Source organism: Sanguibacter antarcticus, from assembly GCF_002564005.1.
GTDB classification, from domain to species: domain Bacteria; phylum Actinomycetota; class Actinomycetes; order Actinomycetales; family Cellulomonadaceae; genus Sanguibacter; species Sanguibacter antarcticus.
In genome coordinates this window covers 3,379,253-3,401,278 of record NZ_PDJG01000001.1, presented here as the reverse complement: position 1 = coordinate 3,401,278, position 22,026 = coordinate 3,379,253, and the positions used below count along the sequence as shown (strand labels likewise).

Genomic DNA, 22,026 nt, shown 5'->3' with positions numbered 1-22,026 from the left:
TATCCCAACCCCCACACGATGTCAACCCCGCTCTCATCGAGCGAAACAAACAACTTACGAGGATTGATTCCCAGCCTACACGAACCCGAGCAGAACCCGAACCACGCTTCGAACAAAGGATTCAGCCCCGGGACCAGCCACTTCGCGCCAGTTCCGAAGAACTTCGCCGTGGTGTCTGTGCCTCCCTGCCGGGCTGACTTCGAGAACATTACCCCCCACCAACCCACAACACAAACCACCATCCCGTGACCGCGGTCACGTTCCCCCACCGGTGTCGAGATCCGTGGAGAACCGTCGCTTCGCGCCTCCTTCGAGGTCCTCCGCGCAGTACACCGGCGTCGTCTCCACGGGCCTTCCGAGGAGACGTTCCACAGCCAGTCCCGCGTCTCGGGCCGACTCTCTGCCCACGTCGTCTCTGGGAACGAGAGCAGCGAAGAGCACCGACCCGTCCGAGGTCTGGTGGAGGTGCCAGGCTGCGACCCCATAGGCCTGGATCACCTGCGTCGCGTCGACCGACGGCACCCACGTCCCTGCTGCGGTGAGGAGCCTGAGCGGCTCTCGCCCCTCGAGCCCGAGGAGCGTCGTGCTGACGGTCCCGTCTGGCTCGGGTGCTCGGCGCACGGCAGCCATGTCGCCTGTCCGGTAGCGGACGAGCGGGAGGTACGGGTTGTCGTCGACCGTGACCGTCACCTCTCCGCGGTCGCCGTCCGGGACGGGACAGCCCGCCGCGTCGAGGATCTCGACGTAGACCCGACGAGGGAGGACGACGTGCTCAGACACAGCGCGTCCGCCTCGGAGATCCACCGCGACGAGCCCCGCCTCCCGCGCTCCGTAGACGTCCACGACCGGGGCGCCCCACGCGCGCTCCACGCGCAGGCGAGCCGCGGGCGTCAGATGCGTGGCACCCGAGAACACCACGATCGGCGAGAGGTCCAGGCCGAGGTCGACCAGCGCGAGGAGCGCCAGCGGTGACGAGCTGATGACCTGCGGGTCCATCGCAGACAAGAACGCCGCCCGATCAGCGACGTCCCGCCACGCAGACGGGTGCAGGTTGACCCTCGCCATCGCTGCGCCGGCCTGACCTGTGACCGCAGTCAGGGCCGTGAGCATCGAGGCGTAGGTGAACGCAGCCCGTTGGTCCACGACGTTCGCGAGAGCCAGGCGCCCCGGGGCCGGTCGCCACTCGACGCCGACCCGCGCCGCGAGATGCCTGAACATCACGACCTCGGCAGCGGTCGAGACCGGGTGGAGCGGGACGACCACCGCCGCCCCCGTGCTCCCCGAGCTCGAGCCCTCGAGGACGCGGTCCAGCGGGACGTCCACCGGGACGAAGTCCGCGATCGAGCGCCGGAGGTCCTCGCGCGACACCGGTGCGAAGTCCGCGAGAGACCTCTCTCGGTGGCCGTCGTGCCTGGCGATCGCTCGGTAGCGCGGGACCGTGCGCTGGACGCGCGCGAGGAACGACGCGAGCCAGGGCGGCGCGCTCGTCGCAGGGGCTTGAGGCAAGGACGCTCTCGAGGTGAGATCCCCTGCGACGAGCCTCAGGTGCTCGTGGTCTGCACCGTCGAGGCGGTCGCCGCACTCGTGGACCCAGAGCGGGGCTGCGCCGTGCCCCCGCACCGATGCGAGCCGCGCGAAGCCCTCGTGCGAGAGCGTGGGCCAGCGCTCGGCGTCGGTGAGCGCGAGCGCCTGACCCGCGGCGTAGTCCCCCAGCGCAGCGTCGAGGGTGCCCTGCGGGAGCACGTCCGACGTGACAGAGGAAGCGACCCCGGCCGGCGTGGGCTCAGACATTGCTCACCTGTGCGGCTGCCTCGCGCGCACGCTTGCGCGCCAGCTCGCGTGCCAAGACCTCAGCGCGTCGGGCCTCTTCCGCGAGCTCCGCCAGCACGTGCCGCTGGATGGCCGTGCTCACCGTCTGCCAGCGTGCGTCCGCGCTCTGCGCGGTCTCGTACGCCGGATGGAGGCCGCTCGCCCGGAGGATCGCGCGCGCCGACTCCTCGCGCGTCGCGCTCGTCGTCGGCCACTGGACGGGGTCGAGCGCCGGGGCGAGAGCGACCCCGACGGTGTACAGCGTCGACAGGGCCCAGCCCGCGCGTCCGTCCAGGGTCGCATCGAGGTGCGCAAGGTTCGCGGTGGCGTGCACGCCAGGATCCAGCAGCACCCAGACGGTGAGCACCGCGGCCCGTGCCCGCTGATCGGCAGACACCAGGTCGGCTCCCGTCACCAGCGAGCGGACCGCCGCGAGGAAGGAGGCGCTCTGCCGGGTCGACGGCGCGACGACAGCGAGCGCGTCCGCCACGACCGCAGCCGCGTCGACCCTCCCGCGCTCAGGTGCTCGGCCGCCTGTCGCAGCGTCGGCCGAGGCTGCGGGGACAGGCGCCGCACGGGACGGCACCGTGCTCCCGGGAACGAGGACGCAGTCTGGTGGCGCCTGCGCGATGCGCTGCATGACGGACGCGAGCGTCGGGCCCACGACCGTCGCGCGGCCTCGGTCCAGCAGGCCGTCCGGTGCGGGGGCGCTCATCCGTGCGTCTCCTGTCCTGAGCGACGGTCCTGGCCCCAGAGCCGACGGGCGAAGTCCCGCGCGAAAGTCACCAGGCTCTGCGCGTCCGTCACCCCGTGGACGTCGTAGCCGGGCGCCATCGCGACGTAGCGCTCGACGGAGCTCGTGTTGAGGACGAGCGTCCCGCCACCACCCGCCGCCTCGACAGCGCGTGCCGCTACCGTCGTGCGCGGGTCGAAGCCCTCCGGAAGGAACCACTGCCCGTCCGTGAACATCGTCGTCACCCCGTCGTCCGAGATCACCGCGATGTGCCGCGCACGACGGGCGGCACCCAGCCCGCCACCGACCGGGCGCCGCCCGTCGCCCAGATGGGTCTGGGCGAGGACCTGGACAGGGAACGACGTCCCGCCGCCGAAGTGCGCCACGATCGCCCGCAAGACAGCATCGGCGTCCCGCGTGAAGCCGCCCGTGCCTGCGACCTGCTGCGGGCCGCTCCACGTCGTCGCCTGCACCCGCGCCCCCGAGCGCAGCGCAGAGAGCGCGAGGATCGCGCCCGCGAGCGCGATCGGGGCGCCCGACGCCGCGGGGTCCGGCATTGACCCCGAGGAGTCCAGATAGAGGTCGAGGTCGACGGGAACGCGCTGAGGATCGCCGCCGTCGTCGGTGTCGTAGCGGCGCTGGACCGTCGTGAGGCCCGGGAGCACGATCGGAGAGGCGAGCATCGTCGCGGTCCAGTCGAGGTCCGCGAGGTCGTCCCCCACGTCCCACACGTCGTAGCCCGCCAGGAGCGGCTCCTGCGAGCGCCGCACGGTACGGACAGGAAACGGCACGAGGTGCTTGCGCGCGTGCTCGCGGTACCACTGTGCGGCGGCTTCGCGCGGGTCTGTCGTCGTGCCGAGGGAGCGCAGGACTGCCGCGTAGTCGGCTGGCGAGAGCGTGCTGCCCGCGGACGGGCGGGAGGAGGTGGACGCGTCGGCGTCCGAGCTGTCCAGCGAGCTGTCGGGCGTCGCGTCGTCTGCGGTCGGTGGCAGGTCGGCCATCGCGCCGACCACGCGGCGGTCGAGCGCGGGGTGGACCGGCGCCTCGACCGCGCTCTGGTCGTCGGCCAGCCCCGGGACCGCGGTTCCCGGCTGCTCGTGCTGGTCGCACCAGCGGCTGCCGCCGCCCGTCGGCTCGTCGCGCACGAGAAGAGGGCGGAGCACCATGGCGAAGCCACCGGCCCCGCCCACGGGATCATCCGCGTACGCCCGCGCGACGCGCGCGAGCAGGCCAGCCTCGGCCTCGTGGTGCGGGCCTGGTCCCGCGAGCGAGCCGGCCGGGAGCGCCCAGAGGATCTCGTCGGTCCGCAGCACGAGCCGCATCACGTGGTCGGTCGGGAGCGGAGGGCCGAGGGTGCGCCACACAGCTGCCAGGTCGACGCCTGCCCGGACCTGGAGCCGGTCGTTGACGAGCAGGTCGCTCCAGAGGTTCGAGACGAGAGCGACGTGCTCGTCGAGGTCGACGAGCCCCAGTCGGACCTGCGCTGCGAGCCTGCCCGCGGTGAGGAGGTCCCCGGGCGAGCAGACGTGGTGCCCGATCTCGTGAGCGAGGACCGCGACCGCGTGCTCCCCGAGACCGCGCTCGAGCACCTGGCCGAGGTCGATGCTCACCTCGACGTCACCGAGGCTGAACCACGCAAAGCTGCCGACGTCGGACGGTCCGCTCTCCGGTCCGCGCAAGGACGGGGCGTGCAGCCGGGTGGAGGCGCCCCACGCGTGCAGGGCGTCCGGCCACCGCGCCTGCCACCGGGCGCGGAGCTCGACGATCTCTTCGCTCGTGGCGGCTCTGGCCTGCGCACTCTTACCCCAGCGACGGTTCACGAGAGCTCGTGCCCCGTCCGCTCGCCGACAGACGGGACGAGGACGAGGTCGAGCCGGCAGGACGTCGCCCGCGAGACGAGGACCGGGCGTGCAGCGTGCTGCCGTGCAGCGCTCGTCGTGGGGGCAGCAGGTCCCGGCTGGTGCGCTGCGGGGACCGCACCCGTGACCACGTCCTCCCACGCGACAGCCTGCGCGATCTCGCCGGCGATGTCTCGAACGGTGTCGCCGACGACGCCACTGCTGTCCGCGGGAACCGGCGGCGGCTCCCCCGGCCCCGTGTGCTCGCGGAGAACGACGTGCCCGTGCACGTCAGCGATCACCACCCAGGCGATCCCGTCGGCGAGCACGCGCCATGTCGGTGTCGGCGAGCCGAGCGCGCCGACCACGACCGGGAGTCCCGTCCACGGTCCACCGAACGCACGGTAGCCGCCGTACGTGGCGAACGCCCCCTGCCGAGGGACGCCAGGCCACGCGAACGGGGCCGCGACGTTCGCCGCGAGCACGGCACGTGGGTCGACGTCCGTGGGAAGGTCGAGCAGCGCACGCAGCGCGCTCGTGGCACGGCCGTCCGGTAGGCCACCAGGTGCCGGGTCGAGACCCCGGGCCGCAGTCAGCGCGGAGCTGCGGACCCGCACGAGCCCCGAGCGCCACGCCGCGACGGCAGCACCCGCACGCAGCGCGTCGTCGTCGGCCAAGAACGCGTCAGCGGCAGCCAGGCGTGCGCCCCACGCCACGAGATCCGTCTCCCGGCTGATCCGGCCCGCGCCCTGCACGACGACCTCGATCGCCGTCCGCGGGGAGCGACCCATCGCGCACGGCAGATGCGGGAGCAGAGACAGCACCGCCCACCTCTCCGCCGAACGTCCGTGCCACGCTCTGCGCACCACGAGGTCGCCGACGAGCTCGGTCACGACCCGGCACACGACATCGCCCTGCGCCGGCGAGACGACACGAAGGAGCGGCTCCAGGGCCGAGCCCACCTCGCGCATCGCTGTCCACAGCACGTCGACCGGTGCCCCCGCGGAGCGCGCAGCCGACACGATGCCGTTGAGCGTGCCCCGCTGGGCAGCGAGCCGCTCCTCCCACGCCGGAAGAGCAGGCGGGGCAGACGCCGTCACCGCTGCCATCGCAACCACGAGAGATAGTTCGTGTACCGCTGGTGCGCGTACTTGAGCACGAGCGCGTCGTCGTACACGTGGCCGTGGAGCTTGCGACCGTCCGCCCAGCCGCTGAGGATCCGTTCGATCTCCGCCATCCGTGCGAGAACCTCCGGCTCGCTCAGGCCGTCCAGGCCCGCAGAGACCTGATCGAGGACCGCCCCGACCGGGTCCGAGGCGTCGAGCCCGTACGCGTCGTACTGCTGGCACGCCTGGTCGAACATGTCTCGGATCCACGAGACGCGGTCGGAGCGCAACGGCTCACGGGCCGGGTCGTCGAACACCGGCGACTGCTGGTCCGGGACCAGCTTGTCGTGCAAGACGAAAGGCAGGACCGCGCGCAGGTCGTCAAGTCCCACCGTCGGACGACCACGGAAGTACGCCATCGCCTTCGCGTACGCGACGAGCGACTGCAGGGCACGCACCGACAAGCCGTTGAGCGTCTGCGACCCGATGTCGCTCAGCCGGTCACGGCCCGAGTCCGCCGCCGCGAGCGCGTGCGGGTCGATCCCCGCCAGGCGCGCCGTGTCCTTCGTCCGGTACTCGAACTGCCACGCCGAGCCCTCGAGGAGCTCGAGCTGGCTCGCGAAGAACTCCAGGCGTCGGCGCACCGGGGTCTCGATGCGTACCTCGAGCACCTCCCGGTGCAGGCGCCCGTGCTCGGCGTCGTCGAACACGATCCGCTCAGGGACCGCCTGCTCCGGACGGATGCCCTGCTCGGCCCGGGTGATGAGATCGCCGAGGAAGCGGTTGTTGAAGGGCAGAGCGTGCACCACGACGTCGATACGGTCCCGCAGCGCCTCCACCACCTGGTACGTCCCGCCGCCCGCGTCGTCGTTCGCCGTGAGGTACCACGCCGACTCGCCCGTCTCGAAGAACTGGTCGAACACCTCGACGTAGCCGTCGGCCAGCACCGTGAGCAGTGCCGACTGGGTCCTCGTCGGGATGCGGTTGTACTCGTCGATGATCTTCACGCGCATGCCCAGCCACGACCGCCATGCGACACCGACGTCCGCGAGGGAGTCCGCCTGCACGAGGTCCTTCGGCAGCGGGGTGCCGAAGAGGTCCGAGACCGTCAGCTGCGGGTGGCCGTGCTGCATCGCCCGGCGGACGTCTCGCACCGGATAGCCCGCGAGCACACCCATGAGGAGCGCGCTCGCCGTCTTGCCCCGGCCCGGACCGCCGACGAGCAGGCAGCGGCCGCGCACCGCGAACGTCAGCAACGGCAGCAGCACGAAGCTCGAGTACGACTGGTCGGACGGCAGGGTCAGCCTCGCTCGCGAGTCGCCGAGGACGTAGCTCGTCTCTGGCGTCGCCGGGCCGGCAGAGAACTCCACGTCGTAGTGCGGCGAGATGATCGCGTGGTTGACCACCCAGAAGTACGCCTGCCGGAGCTTCTCCGAGAGGTCCTCGGCCTGGCCCTCGCCCTCGGTCCCCGTGCCCGGGCCGCCGAACAGGTCCGCGACGTCGAGGTCGAAGGCACCGGGTGATCCCGTCCCATCCTGTGGTCTGCCGTGGCTCCCGGGCTCCGGTGCCCCGCCACGAGGGTGCGCCAGCGTCGGTGCGTCCGACACGTGCCCCAGGGGCGAGCTGCTCACCTGCGGCGGGACCTCGGTGCTCTCGTTCACGCCGCGATCCTCCCACGGCAGGATGCACCGCACCCGAAGGATCAGGGGAATGTCAGGGTTGTCCCCGATCGACCGGCGGAGGTCACGGTAGTCATGATGGACTGGGCACGACGACGTCGCGCCCAGCACCCGTCACCGTCCTCACACCACCGGAGCCTCCGTGCCTACAGCCCCCAGCCCTTCCCAGCCCGACGTCGGCGGGGCCATCGCCACCGCGCGCGGGCTCGTCAAGACCTACGGCAAGGGCACCACCGCCGTCCATGCCCTCGCGGGCGTCGACGTCGACTTCGCGCGTGGCGAGTTCACAGCGATCATGGGCCCCTCCGGTTCCGGGAAGTCGACCCTCATGCACTGCATGGCGGGGCTCGACACCCCGACCGCCGGCACCGTCGTCGTCGACGGGCTGACGGTGAGCAGCATGAATCAGCGCAACCTCACCAAGCTGCGCCGCACCCAGCTCGGCTTCATCTTCCAGTCGTTCAACCTCGTGCCGACGCTCACCGCAGCGGAGAACATCACCCTGCCGCTCGACATCGCTCGCAAACCAGTCGACACGGCGCACTTCGATGCTGTCGTCGCGGCCGTCGGGCTCGCCGACCGGCTCAAGCACCGGCCGTCCGAGCTCTCCGGCGGGCAGCAGCAGCGCGTCGCGTGCGCACGGGCTCTCGTGTCCAAGCCGTCCATCGTCTTCGCCGACGAACCCACCGGGAACCTCGACTCAGTCTCGTCGCGCGAGGTCCTCTCGTTCTTGCGCGCCTCGGTCGACGACCTCGGCCAGAGCGTCGTCATGGTCACGCACGACCCCGTCTCGGCCTCGTACGCCCACCGGGTGCTGTTCCTCGCCGACGGTGCCATCGTCGCCGAGATCACCGACCCCACCCCTGACGCGATCCTCGAGGTCCTCGGCTCGCTCAACCGCAAGGCGGCCGCCTGATGCTGCGCGTCGCACTCCGCAACGTCCGCGCGCACCTCGTCCGGCTCGGTCTCTCCATCCTCGCGGTCGTGCTCGGCGTCTCGTTCGTCGCCGGGACCTTCGCGCTGCGGGACATGCTCTCGTCGACGTTCAACGGGATCGTCGAAGCCGGCTACAGCGCCGACGTCTACCTCCGTGGCCCCGACGACCCTGACCAGGCGAGCCAGAGCAGCGCCGGGACCCGGACGGTCCGCAACCTCGTCCCCGCAGACCTCGTGAGCACGGTGACCGGCGTCGACGGGGTCGCGCAGGCCTTCGCCGACTTCACCGGTCCGATCACGCTCGTCGGCGCGGACGGAACGGCCGTCACGTCCGGGGCCGGCGCACCGAGCTTCGCCGTCGGATTCCACAGCGACGATCCCTCGATCACCCTCGCCGAAGGCTCCGGGCCGACCGACGCGACCGAGTTCGCTCTCGAGGTGACGAGCGCCGAGGCGTCCGGGCTGTCTATCGGTGACACCACGACGCTCATCGTCGGAGGCGAGCTCACCCAGGCGACGCTCACCGGGGTCGTCGACCTCGAGACGTCGCTCGCCGGTGCGACCGTCGTCTTCCTCGACGCAGGCACCGCCGAGTCCGTCTACGCCCCGGACGGCCGCGTAGCGACCATCTCGGTGTTCGCCGCCGACGGGGTAGACCCCGACGACCTCGTCACCGACATCGACACCGCGATCAGCGGCGTCGCGACAGCAGGCTCGGTCCAGACCGTCACCGGAGACGTCGTCCGCGACGAAGCCCGTGACGACATCGACGGGATCCTCGGGTTCGTCGAGACGTTCCTCCTCATCTTCGCCGGGATCTCGCTGTTCGTCGGCGGGTTCATCATCGCGAACACCTTTGCGATGACCGTGAGGCAGCGGCAGCGCGAGTTCGCGCTCCTGCGCGCGGTGGGAGCGTCGCCGTTCCAGGTCTTCGCGTCGATCCTCATCCAGGCCGCCGTCGTCGGTCTCCTCGGAGGGGTGCTCGGGATCGCCGGTGGGCTCGGGCTCGTCACCGGCATCAAGGCGCTCTTCGCCCGCATGGGGATGGACCTCTCCGGCGAGATCCCCCTGACGACCACCATGGTGGTGCTCTCGCTCCTCGTCGGGCTCGTGGTCAGCGTCGCCTCGGCGGCGCTGCCCGCCCGTCGTGCGGCTCTCGTGCCACCCGTCGAGGCCATGCGGGACGAGTCGCCCGGCCAGGGCAAGTCGCTTGTCGTCCGCGGGCTCGTCGGCCTCGTCATCGCTGTCGCCGGTGCGGCCGCTGTCGTCATGGCAGTCGTCCAGGCTGCTGCCGACGAAGACGCCGGGACCGGGAGGCTCCTCGGCATCGGCGCCGTCGGGGTCGTCATCGGAGTCCTGCTCCTCGCCCCCGTCATGGCTCGTGCCGTGCTCGGAGTCCTCGCAGCACCGTTCGTCGTGCTGGTCCGCCCGCTCGGCAAGCTTGCCCGCGGCAACGTCACGCGCAACCCGCGACGCACCGCCAGCACAGCGAGCGCGCTCATGATCGGGATGGCGCTCGTCGGTGCCGCGTCGGTGCTCGCCACCTCGACGCAAGCATCCGTGCGAACGGTCGTCGAGAACGAGTGGAAGGCCGACCTCATGGTCCAGTCCGCGACGTTCTTCCTCCCCGCAGCCGCCGTCGACGAGATCAGCGCGCTCCCCGAGGTCGCGTCCGCGGACGCGCTCGCGATCGGCACGGCCGCCGTCTCTGACGGCACGACGCCCGACGGCGGCGGCGGCGGCGAGACCGTCTCGCTCATCGGCATGCCTGCCGACACCTTCGGCCGGTCCTGGACCACCGAGGAGGTCTCGGGCGACATCGGCTCGATGCTCGACGGTGCCCTCGCGGTGAACAAGGACTCGGCCACCGACGCCGGGTGGACCGTCGGCGACGAGCTCACGCTCACCACCTCGTCCGGGACGCTCACGGCACCCGTCGGTGCAATCATCGACTCGACGGCCCTGGACGCACCGGTCGTCGTCCCGCTCGACCTCTTCGAGACGATCCAGCCGCAGGTGGCAGAGCAGGTCCAGACCCTGCTCCTCAAGCGCGCCGACGGGGTCGACGAAGCGGACCTGCGGGCGGCGGTCACCGCGACCGCCAAGCCCTACGTGGTGCTGTCCGTCCTCGACGACGAGCAGTTCATCACCCAGCTCGCGGGCCAGGTGACGATGATCCTCAACATCCTCTATGCGCTGCTGGGGCTGTCGATCATCATCGCGATCCTCGGGATCGTCAACACGCTCGCGCTGTCCGTCATCGAGCGGACCCGGGAGATCGGCCTCATGCGTGCCGTCGGTCTCGGCCGGGCCCAGCTCGCGGGGACGATCACGATCGAGTCGATCCTCACCGCGCTGTTCGGGACGGTCGTCGGTCTTGCGGTCGGCGTCGCGCTCGCTGCCGGCCTGCCGACCGTGTTCGCCGGCTCCGGCCTCACCGAGCTCGCCATCCCGTGGCGCGAGCTCCTGACGATGCTCGTCATCGCCGTCGTGGTCGGTATCTTCGCCGCGGTGTGGCCGGCGATCCGCGCCGCACGGCTGCCCGTGCTCGAGGCGGTGACCGTCGACTGACGCCTCGCCCGCCAGCCGGACCGAGCCCGACCCCGCGGCCTCCCGCTAGAGCACGAGCTCTGGCTGGAGGCCGCGTGCGGTGAAGACCTGCTGGCGACGGGCCGCCGCGGACGTCAGCGCCAGCGCCGCGACGAGCACGACCGCCAGCACCGTCGCGTCCCCGACGACCTGGCCGAGGTCGCCTCCGTAGAGAAGGTGCCGCAGCCCGTCGACGCCGTAGCTCATCGGCAAGAACCGGTGGAGCGAGCGCAACGGCTCCGGGATCGTCTGCCACGGGAACGTGCCGCCGGCGGTCACGAGCTGGGTGAGCATGAGGACCAGCCCGAGGAACTGCCCTACCGCGCCGAGCCAGACGTTGAGCATCTGGAGGATCGCGACGAACGTCGCCGAGACGAGCACCAGGTACAGCGCCGTGAGCCACGGGTAGGCCGGGTCGATGTCGAGCGCGAACTTCGCCACCGTGAACATGAGCGCCATCTGCACGACCCCGATGACGGCTGGTGTGAGCCATCCGCCGAGGGCCGTCGCCCAGCTCGTCCACCACGACCGCCGGCTCGCCGCGAGCGCCCGGCGGGACAGCGGCCGTACGAGGAGGAACACGACGTACGCACCGATCCACGATGCGAGCGACAGGAAGAACGGAGCGAGCCCCGCACCGTACGTGCCAGCAGCAGAGAGCGCCTCGCTCTCGACGACGACGGGGTTGCCGAGGGTGCTGGCTGTCGCTGCCTGGGTCGCCGAGTCGAGCAGCGGGATCGCCTCGACCCCGCTCGCGAGCGCGTCGCGGAGGTCTGCGCTGCCGTCGCTCAGCTCCGAGGTCCCGGTGGCGAGGCTGGCGGCCCCGGCGTCGAGCACTGTTGCGCCGTCGGAGAGCGACTGGGTGCCGGTCGCGAGGGAGTCCGCGCCGTCGGAGAGCGACTGCGTCCCGGTCGCGAGGGAGTCGGCACCGTCGGAGAGCGACTGCGTCCCGGTCGCGAGCGAGTCCGCACCGTCAGAGAGCGAGGTCGTCCCGGTCGCGAGGCTGTCGGCACCGTCGGAGAGCGAGGTCGCCCCCGCCGCGAGCGAGTCGGCACCGTCGGAGAGCGAGGTCGCCCCCGTGGCCACCTGGCTGGCCCCCGTCGAGGCGTCGGCGATCCCTTGTGCGAGAAGCGGTGCGGCGAGGGCCAAGGAGGCGGCGCCGTCGCTCACCTGTGCGGCACCGGCGGAGAGCGTGGTGAGAGAGTCCGACGCGGTGTCCAGCGCGGTCGCCGCGTCGGTGACGGGCTGCCGGGCGGTGTCGAGCTCGGTGAGGACCGTCGTGACCTGGTCCTCGGTGAGGCCTGCTGCGGTGAGCCGGCCGGCGATGTCTGCACGGATCGTGTCGAGGTTGTCCACGACGGTCTGGGCCTCCGTGGCGGCGGTCGTCCCGTAGGTCGCGATCGTCGCGACGCCGTCGGCCACCTGCGAGGCACCGTCGGCGAGGGTCTGCGCCTGTGCGGGGAGCGTGGTGGTGGACGTCGTGAGGGTCGCGAGTCCTGTGCTCAGGCTCGTCGCCCCGGTCTCGAGCGTCGTCGCGCCTGTGGCGAGCGCTGTCGCGCCTGTCTCGAGGGTGCTGGCCCCGGTCGCGAGGCTGGTAGCGCCGGTCGCTGCGGTCCCCGCACCCGTCGCGAGGCTGGAGGCACCCGTCGCTGCGGTCCCCGCACCCGTCGCGAGGCTGGAGGCACCCGTCGCTGCAGTCCCCGCACCCGTCGCGAGGCTGGAGGCACCCGTCGCTGCAGTCCCCGCACCCGTCGCAAGGCTCGTCGCACCGGTCGCGAGGGTGCTGGCTCCCGTCGCTGCGTCGGACGCCCCGGTGGCGAGCGTCGTCGCACCCGAGGCGGCGTCCGAGAGGTTCGAGCGGATCTCCCCGAAGCCGTCGAGGAACTGCGCTGCGGCCTCGGTGCCGACCTCGCTCGCGATCGAGTCGCGCACCTTGCCGACGATCTGGTCGGCGATGGTGCGGGCCAGGTAGTTGTTCGCGTCGTCGGTGATGAGCGTGAGGCTGGCCTGCCTCGGGGTGAACTCCCCCGACGACTCGAGGTCGGAGCTGAACGTCGGCCCGATGACGAGCGCGGCATCGTAGGCGCCAGACCGTACCCCTGCCTCGGCATCCGCCTCGTCGGTCTCGATCCAGCCGAACCCGCCGTCGTCGAGGAGAGTCTGCGCGACGGCGTCCCCCTTGTCTCCCTCGTCCTGGACGACGAGTGCGGCCGGCACCTCGCCGAGCCGTGAGTAGGGATCGGCGTTGACATAGAGGTAGAGCCCCGCGTAGAGCGTGGGGATGAACGCGAGCGCGACGATCGCGAGGCGCGGCAGGAAGCCTGCGCTCAGGCGTCGGAGCTCGGAGAGGCTGAGGCGGAGGGCGGTCACAAGAAGATCTCCGTTGCGTCGTCGAGGAGGCCTGCTGCGCGCAGGACGTGCGCGGAGGCGGAGGTGCACTGGACGAGCACGCCGTAGCCGAGCGCTGCGTACTCGGCGGCGAGAGCCCACCACTCGCTCGGAGCACCTCCGTGCCGTTCGGGGAGCGTGATGACGAGGAAGCGCACGGCCGGGTCTTGCACAGCGAGCGCGGTGAGCAGGGACGTGCGGGTGATCGCGTCGATCTGGTCGATGCGTGCGGTCCGGACGTGAGCGAGCCCGTGCACGGCGAGCCAGGTGGTGACGGCCCGTGGCGTGGCGCGGCAGCCTGCGAGCGCGAGCGTCTCCGCGGCGGTGCCTGCGACGGTCAGCGCTTCGTCGGGCTCGGTGACGCCGGGCACGTCGACGACGGCGCTGCACGCACGCAGGCGCGCGGGGTCCGGCATCCCGTTGACGAGGACGTCGCCCGAGTCGGGGACGAGGCGTCCACCGACGACGAGGGCGAGCGCTGTGTGTCCGTGGCCCGGTTCTCCGACGGCGAGCATCCGGGTGCCTGCTTCGAGGCGGAGGCTGACGTCGTCGAGCATCTGGTCTCGTCGTCCGCGGGCGTGGACCCCGCGCAGGTCGATCCTGTCCGGACGAGCCGGGGTCGCGTGTTCTGTAGGTGTCATCGGTCCTCGTGTTGACTGTGGGTCAATACGTAACCTACGACTCTGTTGACCGATGGTCAACACGGTTGGTACAACTAAGGGCATGAGCCACGACACACCCCGCACCAGGCTCGAGCCAGCCGACCGCCGTCGCGACCTGCTCGAGGTCGCCGAGACCCTCGCGCACGCCGACGGGATCGACGGTCTGACAGCACGCGGCGTCGCCCACCACGCACGGGCCTCCAAGGCGCTGATCTTCCACTACTTCGGGTCCGTCGTCGGTCTCCAACGAGCCGTCGCCGCGTCAGCCGTCCACGACCTGCTCACCGCGACCCAGCCCCACGACGACCTCCCGCCCGCCGACCGGACCCGCGCGATCCTCGACGCCTTCATCACCGCCGTCACCGCCCGGCGCGAGGTCTGGACCGACATCTGGGGCGGAGCGCTGCGCGCCGACCCCGAGACCCAGGTGATCCTCGCCCGCGCCCGGGCGGTGCTCGTCGACCGGATGGCGAGCGGCGTCGCCCGCCGATCGCTCGGCGACACGTCCGGACACATCGCCCTGCTGTCCCTCGGATGGGTCGCCCTCGCCGAGAACATCACCGCGGCCTGGCTCGCCGGCGGCACCCTCACCCAAGACGAGCTCCTCGACCTCCTCATCGGCTCTCTCACCGCGATCCTCGGCTCGGACCCCGCCACGAGCGCCGCCCCCCGGACGACCACGACGGCCTGACCTCGCCCCGGCGCACGAGAGGCCGGGCCCGTCCTGCGGCCCGGCCTCTCGTGCGCCGACGGTCCGTCCCGCACCTGTCGGTGCGGTCGGCGGCGCCGTCGGCGGCGGCGCAGTCCTCAGCTCTCGAGCGCGGCGTCCAGAGTGATCGTCGTGCCCGTCAGAGCCTTCGACACCGGGCAGGTCGCCTTCGCGTCCTGCGCCGCCTTGAGGAAGCCTGCCTCGTCGAGACCCTCGACCTCACCACGGACCCTCAGCGCGATGCCCGAGATCTGGAACCCGCCCGCAGGGTCCGGTGCCAGCGTCACGTCTGCTGTGACGTCGAGCGCGACCGGCGTGCCGCCCGCCTCGCCCACGAGCGCCGACAGCTGCATCGCGTAGCAGGACGAGTGCGCGGCGGCGATGAGCTCTTCAGGGCTCGTCGTGCCACCGGCGTCGTCTGCTGCACGCTTGGGGAACGAGACGTCGTACGTGCCGACCTTCGAGCTCGTGAGCTCGACCTGACCGCCCCCCTCGGTGAGAGTGCCGTTCCATGCAGTGCGCGCAGTGCGGATAGCCATGTGAATCCTCGCTTCGTCGATCGGAGATGACACCCTCGACCGTAGCCGCGCCGCGCCCGCTTGTCTCAGGCGACCTCCCAGACTCCTCACAGGGTGAACTCGCCCACGACCCCTCATAGGACGCGCCGCAGCGGTCGATAAGCACCACATGAAGCAACCGGTGAGGGATCCAGAGGCCGATCAGCTTGATCGCGCCGCCACGAAGGCCCGCATCGCAGCGTCCCAGGAGGGCCGTGTGGAGCTCCGCGAACCGACGCCCGTCGACCTCGTCTGGATGGAGGAGCTGCGGCTCCACCTCCGGTCACCAGGCACCGACGTCACCTCCCTGGAGTCCGTCTCCACCCTGTTCGACACGTACTGCCAGTCCTGGCACGACGCCCCCGAGGGCGCACGCTGGAACCCCAACCACGTCATCACCGCGCTGGGCATCTGCCTCGGCGACATCCTCGTCGCGCAGTCTCCCGGCTCGCACTGGATGCTCGCCGTCGACCCGCGGATCACGAGCGTCGCGGTCCGCAACGACCTCTACCGCGGGACCATCTTCCCGGTCGACGCGGTCGCCCGACGCTGGATCGCGTGCGAGCTCGGCTGGATGTCAGCGTTCATCGACGCCACCCGCGTCGCACTCCACGAGGCCCTCTCCCGCGGAGTGCAGCGCGACACCTGACCGGCTGGTCAGCCCAGCGGGCTGAAGTCGAGCTCTGCGTCAGCGATCCCGACCGTGGACCACTGAGCGCCGCTGCCGTCCGTGAACGTGTACGACGGCACGAGCACCGCAGACCCGTCCGGCTGGTAGAAGACGCTCGTCGCCAACGACGCCCCGGTGATCGTCACGTGCGTCACGGGCCACGCGAGCGCGGCGCCCGGCTGCGGAGCCACCGGGAGAGCAGGGACCGCAGCAGGGTCGTCCGGGTCCGCAGGACCGATCTCCACGCTGGCCGCAGGGTCGCTGGCCGCAGGGTCGTCGAGCAGCAGCTCCTCGCCTCCACGCGCATAGGCGATGACGTCGCCGCCCGACGCACCGAAGCGAGGATCCTCGAGGCGTGCGACCCCCGTCTGCGCCCCCACGACGTCATACGCCCCCAGGTCGACGAGCGGTGCGAGCTGACCGCTGACCGAGTAGATGCCCTCGGTCGTCGCCGTCAGGTCCCAGCGCACACCCGTCCGCTCGCCGTCGAGCATCTGGTGAGCGGTCACCGACCGCGTACCGGACGCCTGCATCTCGTCGAGCGACTCGATCTCGAAACCGGCGACGTCCACGTCCAGGCTCGTCATGAGGTCGGTGAGGAGCGTCGTCGCAGCCTCGGTCGTCGGCGCGTCCGCCGCAGCCCTGTCCTCGGACCACGGGTCCAGCGCAGGGTCGGAGTAGTAGAAGGACGACTGGCTGTCCGACGACAGCTCGACGACAGGCGCCGTCCAGTCTGCCGGGCCCGCACGCCACGACCCGTAGCTCAGCTCGGGATCCCCCGAGACGCCCAGCGCAGCCGCGAGCCGGGCGAGGGTCGCGTCCGAGAAGACCGCCGCCGGGTCGAAGGCCCAGGCGTGACGCGTCGTCGGGACGTCGTCGAGACCGACCGAGTCGAAGGTCGTCCGCGTGCCCCACCCGGGCGCGATCATCCTGTCGGCCGCGACCGACGCGCCCTCGGGCCCCGCGGCACGCTCCTGCGCCGAACCGGTCGCGCCGAGCGCCTGGCCGGGGGCGGGCGTCGCCTCCACGGTCGCCTCGGCGAGCGGCACCGCCGCGCCGCCGCGATCTCCGATCGCATAGCCCGCGAGGCCGACAGCGAGCACACCAGCCGAGACGGCCGCGAGCTGGAACCAGCGCGCGCTGCGCCGGCGGCGCACAGCAGCCAGGTCGACCACAGCAGGACGGTCCACGACAGGGAGAGCCTGCGGGTCCGGCGCGACCTCACCAGACGGCTGCGCGTCGACCGCTGCCGCGACCTTCGCCCGGAGCCCGACGAGGTCAGGCTCCGCCCCCAGACCCGGGTCCGCCGCACGCAAGCGCTCGAACGCCGCGTCAGAGAGGTGCTCGTCACGGGCGTCTGCGCCATCGGTGGTCTTCATCATGTCCTCCTGCTGAGGGTCAGAGTGAGGGATCCTCGTCCGGACCCGCTACCCCGTCTGTGTCGCGGACCCCTGCGACCTTGCGTCCGGCAAGGCCCCCGTCCCCGGGACGGTGCCAGAGCCCGGGTCACGGTCAGCGTCCTGCCAGGCGTCGCGCAAGCGTGCACGCGCCCGAGAGAGCGCGGCATCGGCACCGCCCCGAGAGATCCCGAGCGCCTCGGCGAGACCGTCACCCCGCAACCCCTCCCATGCTGCCAGGAGCAGCACCTGCCGGTCCCGGAGGCTCAGGGTCGCGAACACCGCTCTGACCTCGAGGTCCGAGACGACGACATGCTCGACGGAGCTCCGGTCGGCCTCGTCCGGGAGCGTCTCGACCGGTGTCGGACGGCCCTTGCGGTGATGGTTGGCCACGAGAAAGCCCGCCGTCCGGTACAGCCACGGCAGCTCGTGCCCCTCCGGGACGTCCGCACGCCTGCGCCACGCGACCGCGAACGTCTCAGCAGCGAGATCCTCCGCCTCGTCGCGTCCAGCACGACGAGAGACATATCGAAAGACGGTCGTCGCGTGCGCACGGAAGAGGTCCTCGAACCACGGCTCTCCCCGGTCCGGCCCTGTCGCGGCGGGCTGTGTCACGTCGATCTCCAGAGGTCGTGGGCCTGTTCGTCCTACCCCCACTGTGTCGCGGACCCGCGCCGCCTTGCAGCGAGCCAGGTGACGATCTGATCACGACGCGTCGTCTCGGTGTGCGCGTCCACGACGACGGACCGCTATGGGTTGGCTAGCCTCAGGGAGTCCGTTCCCAAGGAAGGCCACCACATCACCACCCACGCACGCTCGGCCAGCGCCGCAGGCCTCCTGCTCGCAGCAGTCCTCCTCTACGCGCTCAACCTCCGCGGCCCGATCGTGGCGCTCGCCCCCGTCGTCGACACGGTCGCCGCCGCGCTCGGCGTCCGCCCCGAGACCGTCGGGCTGCTCACCGGGATACCGGTCCTGTGCTTCGCGCTCGCGGCACCGTTCGCATCGCTCCTCATCGCTCGCGCAGGGCTCGAGAGGGCGGTGGCGCTCTCGCTGCTCGTCGTGTTCTCCGGGACGGCGCTCCGCTCGGCGGGCGGGATCGAGACCGCCGTCGCCGGCACGGTCCTCATCGGGCTGGGCATCACCGTGGGCAACGTCGCGGTGCCCGTCATCATCGCCCGCGACTTCGCCCACCGCGCAGGCGCCGTCACCGGGATGTACACGGCCGCGCTCAACCTCGGATCCGTGCTCACCACCCTGCTCACGGCCCCGCTGGCCTCAGCGTTCGGGTGGCGCTGGGCGCTCGTCGCGTGGTCGCTGCTCATGGTCGCGGCCGGGGTGCTGTGGCGCAGGGCGACCGCCGGGCAGACGTCCGCACCCGTCGTCCTCGTGTCCGAGTCCACCGGCGGGAAGGTCTGGCGGCGCCCGATCGCCTGGTTCCTCACCCTCACGTTCGCCGGCCAGGCGTTCTCGTACTACGCCGTGACGACCTGGCTGCCCACCATCCTGGGAGACCTCAAGGGCCTGAGCATCGAAGGAGCAGGCGGCGGCGCGTCGCTCTTCCAGCTCGCAGGGATCGTCGGAGGCATCGGCGTCCCCCTCCTCGTTGCGCGAAAGGCGTCTCTGCGCACCGTGTTCGCCGGGATGAGCGTCCTGTGGCTGGCGCTCCCGGCCGGCCTGCTCCTCGCCCCGACGCTGTGGCCGCTGTGGGCGCTGTGCGCCGGGGTCGCGCAAGGCGGGAACTTCACCGTGATCTTCACGCTCGTGGTCCACCACTCCGCGAACCAGGGCGACGCCCGCCGGATGTCAGCGATGGTGCAGGCCGTCGGCTACGCCGCCGCGGCCGTAGGACCTTTTGCCCTCGGTGCCGTCCACTCCGCCGTGGGAGGCTGGACGGTGCCGCTCTTCATGGTGCTCGGAGCCCTGGGCGTGATGACGGTCGCCGGGCTGCTCTCCGCATCGATCCGCTCTGTGCGGTAGCCCTCAGCGAGGCCTCTCAGCGCGACGCACGCTCGCCTGGCAGCGCTGCCAGGACTGTCGACGGTGGCCCGGCTTCTTGAGCCACGGCCGTCAGCGGCGCCGCGCGCCTCACGAGCCGTTCAGAGGCTCGCGACCGGTCGGTCGGTCGGTACTGCTCAGAGCGGGTTGACGCCCAGGACGGTGATCTTCCCGAACTTCACGCCGCTGCCGTTCTTCATGACGGCCTCGAGGGCGCTGACGAACCCTTCGAGCTCGTCCTTGCTCGGATCCAGCGCCTCGACGTTCATGCGGACGACGACGGCGGTCTCGTCGTTCGTCCCCTTGCGGTTGGCGTCGACGTAGCGGATGTCCGGGCCGAGGCCCGTGTTGGCCTTGAGCTTGAGGCGGTTGAGGACGCGTTGCGCATCGTCCTCGGTGGTTGGAATATGGAGGCTCACTGTCGATTGCATGGTGTCAAACTTACCGTGGATCACACTGCTGAACCGCCAGAGCACAGGAATTTTCCACAACGACACGCCGACGAGCAGGTATTTTGTGATGTATGTGCCAAGATCCAGGCCGATCAGGTATGCACTCCGACGACCTCGCGCTCTGTTCGAGCGAGGGCCGGCGGGTAACCGCATCCCGCCACGACCTGGTCAGGTGCGCCAGCGAGCTCAGGTCCGGTCGCGCGGGATCGCGATCCACAAGATCACATAGGCCACGACCTGAGGCCCCGGGAGCAGGCACGACGCGACAGCGAGGAGCCGGACCGTCGTCGGGCTCATGTCGAAGTGCCGGCCGAGACCGGCGCACACACCGGCGATCATCGCGCCGCGGCGGGGACGGGACAGGGTTCGCTTCGTCGTTTCCATACCGACCACGCTACGGATCGTGGCAGACCATGACATCGGGGATGTCCCCGATGGCGCCCCTGATCTTCGCGCGACGAGTCGTCGAGGTACGGCAACGGACAGGACACGAAGGCTCCGCGCGATGGCCCGGTCCACGAACGACGAAGGCCCGTCCCCCACGTGGTGCTGGGGACGAGCCTGCGTTCTGCTGAGCCGCCTAACAGAATCGAACTGTTGACCTTCTCATTACGAGTGAGACGCTCTACCGACTGAGCTAAGGCGGCCGGCTTCTCCTGGGCGCGGAGCGAGTCACAGACCCAAGTGAAGAACCGCGCCTACTGTACCGACCGGATGGCCTCCACAGCAAAACGAAGGGACAGAAGAGCACGTGAACCACGTCACGCCGACGTGGTCGGCCCACGTCAGGCGCTCACCGCCGGGCTCTCCGTGCACGGAAGATCAGCACATGAGGCCGTCGTCCGGCACCGCCCCGTCGACGAAGTACCCGTCCACAGCATCGATGATGCAGCTGTTCGAGCGGCCGTAGGCCGTGTGCCCCTCACCCTCGTACGTCACGAGGACACCGGACTCCAGCTGCTCCGCGAGGCCCTGAGCCCAGACGTACGGCGTGGCCGGATCGTTCGTCGTGCCGATGACGACGATCGGGGCCGCGCCCGTCGCCGCGAGATCGAAGTCCTGTGCCACCTCGGGGTAGGGCCAGTTCTTGCACCCGAGACCGCCATAGCCGAAGAACGTGCCCATCGTGGGCGCCGCAGCGACGATCGCCGCATACTCCGCGTCCATCGTCGCGCGGTCCGTCTCGCCCCGCGCATCAAGACACCCGATCGCCCGGAACGCCTCGCCCTGGTTGTCGGAGTACGTCCCGTCAGGCTCACGAGAGTTGTAGGAGTCCGCGCTCTCGAGGAGCTCCGAACCGTCACCGGCCACGATCGCCGCCTCGAGCGCGGTCGTCAGCAGCGGCCACATCGACTGCGCGTACAACGGCTGCGCGATGCCGTAGAAAGCGAGCGTCTGGGTCAGCGGGCGCTCCGAGTCGTCAGTCGGCATCGGGTTCGCCAGCAACCCGTCGAGCAGCGTCTTCACCTGCGCCTTGCCGTCCGTCGCCGTCCCCGTCAGAGGGCAGCCGCTCCCCGCCTGGCAGTCCTCCACGTACGCCGTCAGCGCGTTCTCGAAACCGACAGCCTGCTGGAGGCTCTGCTCCTGGACGCTCAGCCGCAGGTCGATCGCACCGTCGAGCACCATGCGACCCACCTTCGCCGGATAGATCCCCGCGTACGTCGCACCGAGCTGGGTCCCGTACGAGAAGCCCAGGTAGTTGAGCTGGGCGTCACCGACGACAGCACGGATGACGTCCATGTCACGAGCCGAGCTCTGGGTGTCGACCTCGCCGAGCACGTCCCCGGTCTCCTCAGCGCACCGCCCGGCGATGTAGGTCGAGTCCGCCTCCATGGCAGCGAGCCCCGCGTCGTCCGGAACGTAGGACTTCGCGTTGTAGACGTCCTTCTCCTCGTCCGTCAGGCACGTGACCGGGCTCGACTCGCCGACACCGCGCGGGTCGAAACCGAGGATGTCGTAGCTCTCCAAGAGCGCGTCACCGAAGATGAACGGCGCGTACCCGACGAAGTTGACACCCGACCCTCCCGGTCCGCCCGGGTTGATGAGGACCGTGCCCATCTTCACGCCGTCCGCGAGGTGACGCCGCACCCCCACGGTGATCGCGCCGTCGCTCGGGGCGTCCCAGTCGAGCGGCACGGAGACGTCCGCGCACTCGAAGGTCGAGCCGCACTCCGCCCAGTCCACGTCCTGGTCGTAGAACTCGACGAGGTCCGCAGCCACGTCCTCCTCCGGAGCGCTCGTCGAGCCGGACGCCGACGGGCCGTCCACGGTCGACTGCGTCTTGGAACCAGGAGACGAGCACCCGGCGAGCACGAGCGAGGCCCCCGCGAGCACCGTCGCGAACCGTACCCAGCCCTGCGGGCCGGCCGTCCGGCGACGAGAAAAGAGTGCAGCGCGCACAGGCAGGTCGTTCGAGGCGGAGATCACGGGACTAAAACTAGTCAATGAACCTGGTGATCGACACCCGACACCATGGATACCTCGATCCATGGTGTCCTCAGCCCGG

At 71.0% G+C, this 22,026-nt stretch carries 18 protein-coding genes and 1 tRNA gene; 5 read left to right on the top strand and 14 right to left on the bottom strand.

The window, feature by feature from the left end:
• Positions 1 to 255: 255 nt before the first annotated feature.
• The 5 genes from ATL42_RS15555 to ATL42_RS15535 are packed head-to-tail and all read right to left on the bottom strand — an operon-like array spanning position 256 to position 7,147.
• Positions 256 to 1,791, bottom strand: a complete 1,536-nt coding sequence (locus tag ATL42_RS15555; protein ID WP_098456143.1) for a phenylacetate--CoA ligase family protein — start codon at positions 1,789 to 1,791, stop codon at positions 256 to 258.
• Complete coding sequence (locus ATL42_RS15550) at positions 1,784 to 2,524, bottom strand: hypothetical protein (protein ID WP_098456142.1); 741 nt, start codon at positions 2,522 to 2,524, stop codon at positions 1,784 to 1,786. Before ATL42_RS15550 ends, ATL42_RS15555 begins: the two co-directional genes overlap by 8 nt.
• The gene (locus ATL42_RS15545; protein ID WP_098456141.1) at positions 2,521 to 4,362 is read right to left on the bottom strand and encodes a hypothetical protein; all 1,842 of its coding nucleotides are present in this window, start codon (positions 4,360 to 4,362) and stop codon (positions 2,521 to 2,523) included. The genes ATL42_RS15550 and ATL42_RS15545 overlap by 4 nt, the downstream gene beginning before the upstream one ends.
• Positions 4,359 to 5,489 carry a hypothetical protein gene (locus ATL42_RS15540; RefSeq protein ID WP_098456140.1) on the bottom strand — a complete coding sequence of 377 codons (1,131 nt, stop codon included), beginning with the start codon at positions 5,487 to 5,489 and terminating at the stop codon, positions 4,359 to 4,361. The genes ATL42_RS15545 and ATL42_RS15540 overlap by 4 nt, the downstream gene beginning before the upstream one ends.
• Positions 5,477 to 7,147, bottom strand: a complete 1,671-nt coding sequence (locus ATL42_RS15535; protein WP_245862645.1) for a MoxR family ATPase — start codon at positions 7,145 to 7,147, stop codon at positions 5,477 to 5,479. The genes ATL42_RS15540 and ATL42_RS15535 overlap by 13 nt, the downstream gene beginning before the upstream one ends.
• A 160-nt stretch (positions 7,148 to 7,307) precedes the next feature.
• Between ATL42_RS15535 and ATL42_RS15530 the strand changes: the two genes are divergently transcribed.
• The gene (locus tag ATL42_RS15530) at positions 7,308 to 8,081 is read left to right on the top strand and encodes an ABC transporter ATP-binding protein (protein ID WP_098456139.1); all 774 of its coding nucleotides are present in this window, start codon (positions 7,308 to 7,310) and stop codon (positions 8,079 to 8,081) included.
• Positions 8,081 to 10,672 carry an ABC transporter permease gene (locus tag ATL42_RS15525; RefSeq protein ID WP_098456138.1) on the top strand — a complete coding sequence of 864 codons (2,592 nt, stop codon included), beginning with the start codon at positions 8,081 to 8,083 and terminating at the stop codon, positions 10,670 to 10,672. Before ATL42_RS15530 ends, ATL42_RS15525 begins: the two co-directional genes overlap by 1 nt.
• Positions 10,673 to 10,717: 45 nt before the next feature.
• On the opposite strand, the gene ATL42_RS15520 is transcribed toward ATL42_RS15525, so the two are convergent.
• Entirely contained in the window at positions 10,718 to 13,060 is a 2,343-nt protein-coding gene (locus ATL42_RS15520; protein ID WP_169925455.1) for a YhgE/Pip domain-containing protein, read from the bottom strand.
• A complete protein-coding gene (locus ATL42_RS16520) occupies positions 13,057 to 13,719 on the bottom strand; it encodes a P-loop NTPase family protein (protein ID WP_169925454.1) in 663 nt (220 codons plus the stop codon). The genes ATL42_RS15520 and ATL42_RS16520 overlap by 4 nt, the downstream gene beginning before the upstream one ends.
• An 82-nt stretch (positions 13,720 to 13,801) precedes the next feature.
• On the opposite strand from ATL42_RS16520, the gene ATL42_RS15515 reads away from it, so the two are divergent.
• Positions 13,802 to 14,431, top strand: a complete 630-nt coding sequence (locus ATL42_RS15515) for a TetR/AcrR family transcriptional regulator (RefSeq protein ID WP_169925453.1) — start codon at positions 13,802 to 13,804, stop codon at positions 14,429 to 14,431.
• Between the two features lie 116 nt (positions 14,432 to 14,547).
• On the opposite strand, the gene ATL42_RS15510 is transcribed toward ATL42_RS15515, so the two are convergent.
• On the bottom strand, positions 14,548 to 14,988 hold the full coding sequence (locus tag ATL42_RS15510; protein ID WP_098456135.1) for an OsmC family peroxiredoxin: 441 nt from the start codon (positions 14,986 to 14,988) through the stop codon (positions 14,548 to 14,550).
• A 235-nt stretch (positions 14,989 to 15,223) separates the two neighbouring features.
• Between ATL42_RS15510 and ATL42_RS15505 the strand changes: the two genes are divergently transcribed.
• Complete coding sequence (locus tag ATL42_RS15505; protein WP_169925452.1) at positions 15,224 to 15,655, top strand: DUF3806 domain-containing protein; 432 nt, start codon at positions 15,224 to 15,226, stop codon at positions 15,653 to 15,655.
• A gap of 8 nt (positions 15,656 to 15,663) precedes the next feature.
• Here the strand turns inward: ATL42_RS15505 and ATL42_RS15500 are convergent, their stop codons facing one another.
• Together ATL42_RS15500 and ATL42_RS15495 are read right to left on the bottom strand one after the other, a co-directional pair.
• On the bottom strand, positions 15,664 to 17,055 hold the full coding sequence (locus ATL42_RS15500) for a hypothetical protein (protein WP_143556793.1): 1,392 nt from the start codon (positions 17,053 to 17,055) through the stop codon (positions 15,664 to 15,666).
• A 48-nt stretch (positions 17,056 to 17,103) separates the two neighbouring features.
• Complete coding sequence (locus ATL42_RS15495; RefSeq protein WP_098456132.1) at positions 17,104 to 17,688, bottom strand: RNA polymerase sigma factor; 585 nt, start codon at positions 17,686 to 17,688, stop codon at positions 17,104 to 17,106.
• Positions 17,689 to 17,829: 141 nt separating this feature from the next.
• Between ATL42_RS15495 and ATL42_RS15490 the strand changes: the two genes are divergently transcribed.
• On the top strand, positions 17,830 to 19,050 hold the full coding sequence (locus ATL42_RS15490) for an MFS transporter (protein ID WP_342748140.1): 1,221 nt from the start codon (positions 17,830 to 17,832) through the stop codon (positions 19,048 to 19,050).
• Between the two features lie 155 nt (positions 19,051 to 19,205).
• Here the strand turns inward: ATL42_RS15490 and ATL42_RS15485 are convergent, their stop codons facing one another.
• The 4 genes from ATL42_RS15485 to ATL42_RS15470 all read right to left on the bottom strand — a co-directional run bounded on the left by ATL42_RS15485 (position 19,206) and on the right by ATL42_RS15470 (position 21,947).
• On the bottom strand, positions 19,206 to 19,499 hold the full coding sequence (locus tag ATL42_RS15485; RefSeq protein WP_143556792.1) for a hypothetical protein: 294 nt from the start codon (positions 19,497 to 19,499) through the stop codon (positions 19,206 to 19,208).
• Positions 19,500 to 19,706: 207 nt separating this feature from the next.
• On the bottom strand, positions 19,707 to 19,904 hold the full coding sequence (locus tag ATL42_RS15480; protein ID WP_098456130.1) for a PspC domain-containing protein: 198 nt from the start codon (positions 19,902 to 19,904) through the stop codon (positions 19,707 to 19,709).
• A gap of 190 nt (positions 19,905 to 20,094) precedes the next feature.
• Positions 20,095 to 20,167 (bottom strand) — tRNA-Thr (locus tag ATL42_RS15475).
• A gap of 175 nt (positions 20,168 to 20,342) precedes the next feature.
• Positions 20,343 to 21,947, bottom strand: coding sequence for an alpha/beta fold hydrolase (locus tag ATL42_RS15470; protein ID WP_245862641.1), 1,605 nt, complete (start codon positions 21,945 to 21,947; stop codon positions 20,343 to 20,345).
• Positions 21,948 to 22,026: the final 79 nt, after the last annotated feature.

Bases quoted from the DNA above. Each gene is read 5' to 3' on its own strand.
- ATL42_RS15555 (WP_098456143.1), bottom strand. From the start codon at position 1,791: ATGTCTGAGCCCACGCCGGCCGGGGTCGCTTCCTCTGTCACGTCGGAC.
- ATL42_RS15550 (WP_098456142.1), bottom strand. From the start codon at position 2,524: ATGAGCGCCCCCGCACCGGACGGCCTGCTGGACCGAGGCCGCGCGACG.
- ATL42_RS15540 (WP_098456140.1), bottom strand. From the start codon at position 5,489: ATGGCAGCGGTGACGGCGTCTGCCCCGCCTGCTCTTCCGGCGTGGGAG.
- ATL42_RS15525 (WP_098456138.1), top strand. From the start codon at position 8,081: ATGCTGCGCGTCGCACTCCGCAACGTCCGCGCGCACCTCGTCCGGCTC.
- ATL42_RS16520 (WP_169925454.1), bottom strand. From the start codon at position 13,719: ATGACACCTACAGAACACGCGACCCCGGCTCGTCCGGACAGGATCGAC.
- ATL42_RS15515 (WP_169925453.1), top strand. From the start codon at position 13,802: ATGAGCCACGACACACCCCGCACCAGGCTCGAGCCAGCCGACCGCCGT.
- ATL42_RS15510 (WP_098456135.1), bottom strand. From the start codon at position 14,988: ATGGCTATCCGCACTGCGCGCACTGCATGGAACGGCACTCTCACCGAG.
- ATL42_RS15500 (WP_143556793.1), bottom strand. From the start codon at position 17,055: ATGAAGACCACCGATGGCGCAGACGCCCGTGACGAGCACCTCTCTGAC.
- ATL42_RS15485 (WP_143556792.1), bottom strand. From the start codon at position 19,499: ATGCAATCGACAGTGAGCCTCCATATTCCAACCACCGAGGACGATGCG.
- ATL42_RS15480 (WP_098456130.1), bottom strand. From the start codon at position 19,904: ATGGAAACGACGAAGCGAACCCTGTCCCGTCCCCGCCGCGGCGCGATG.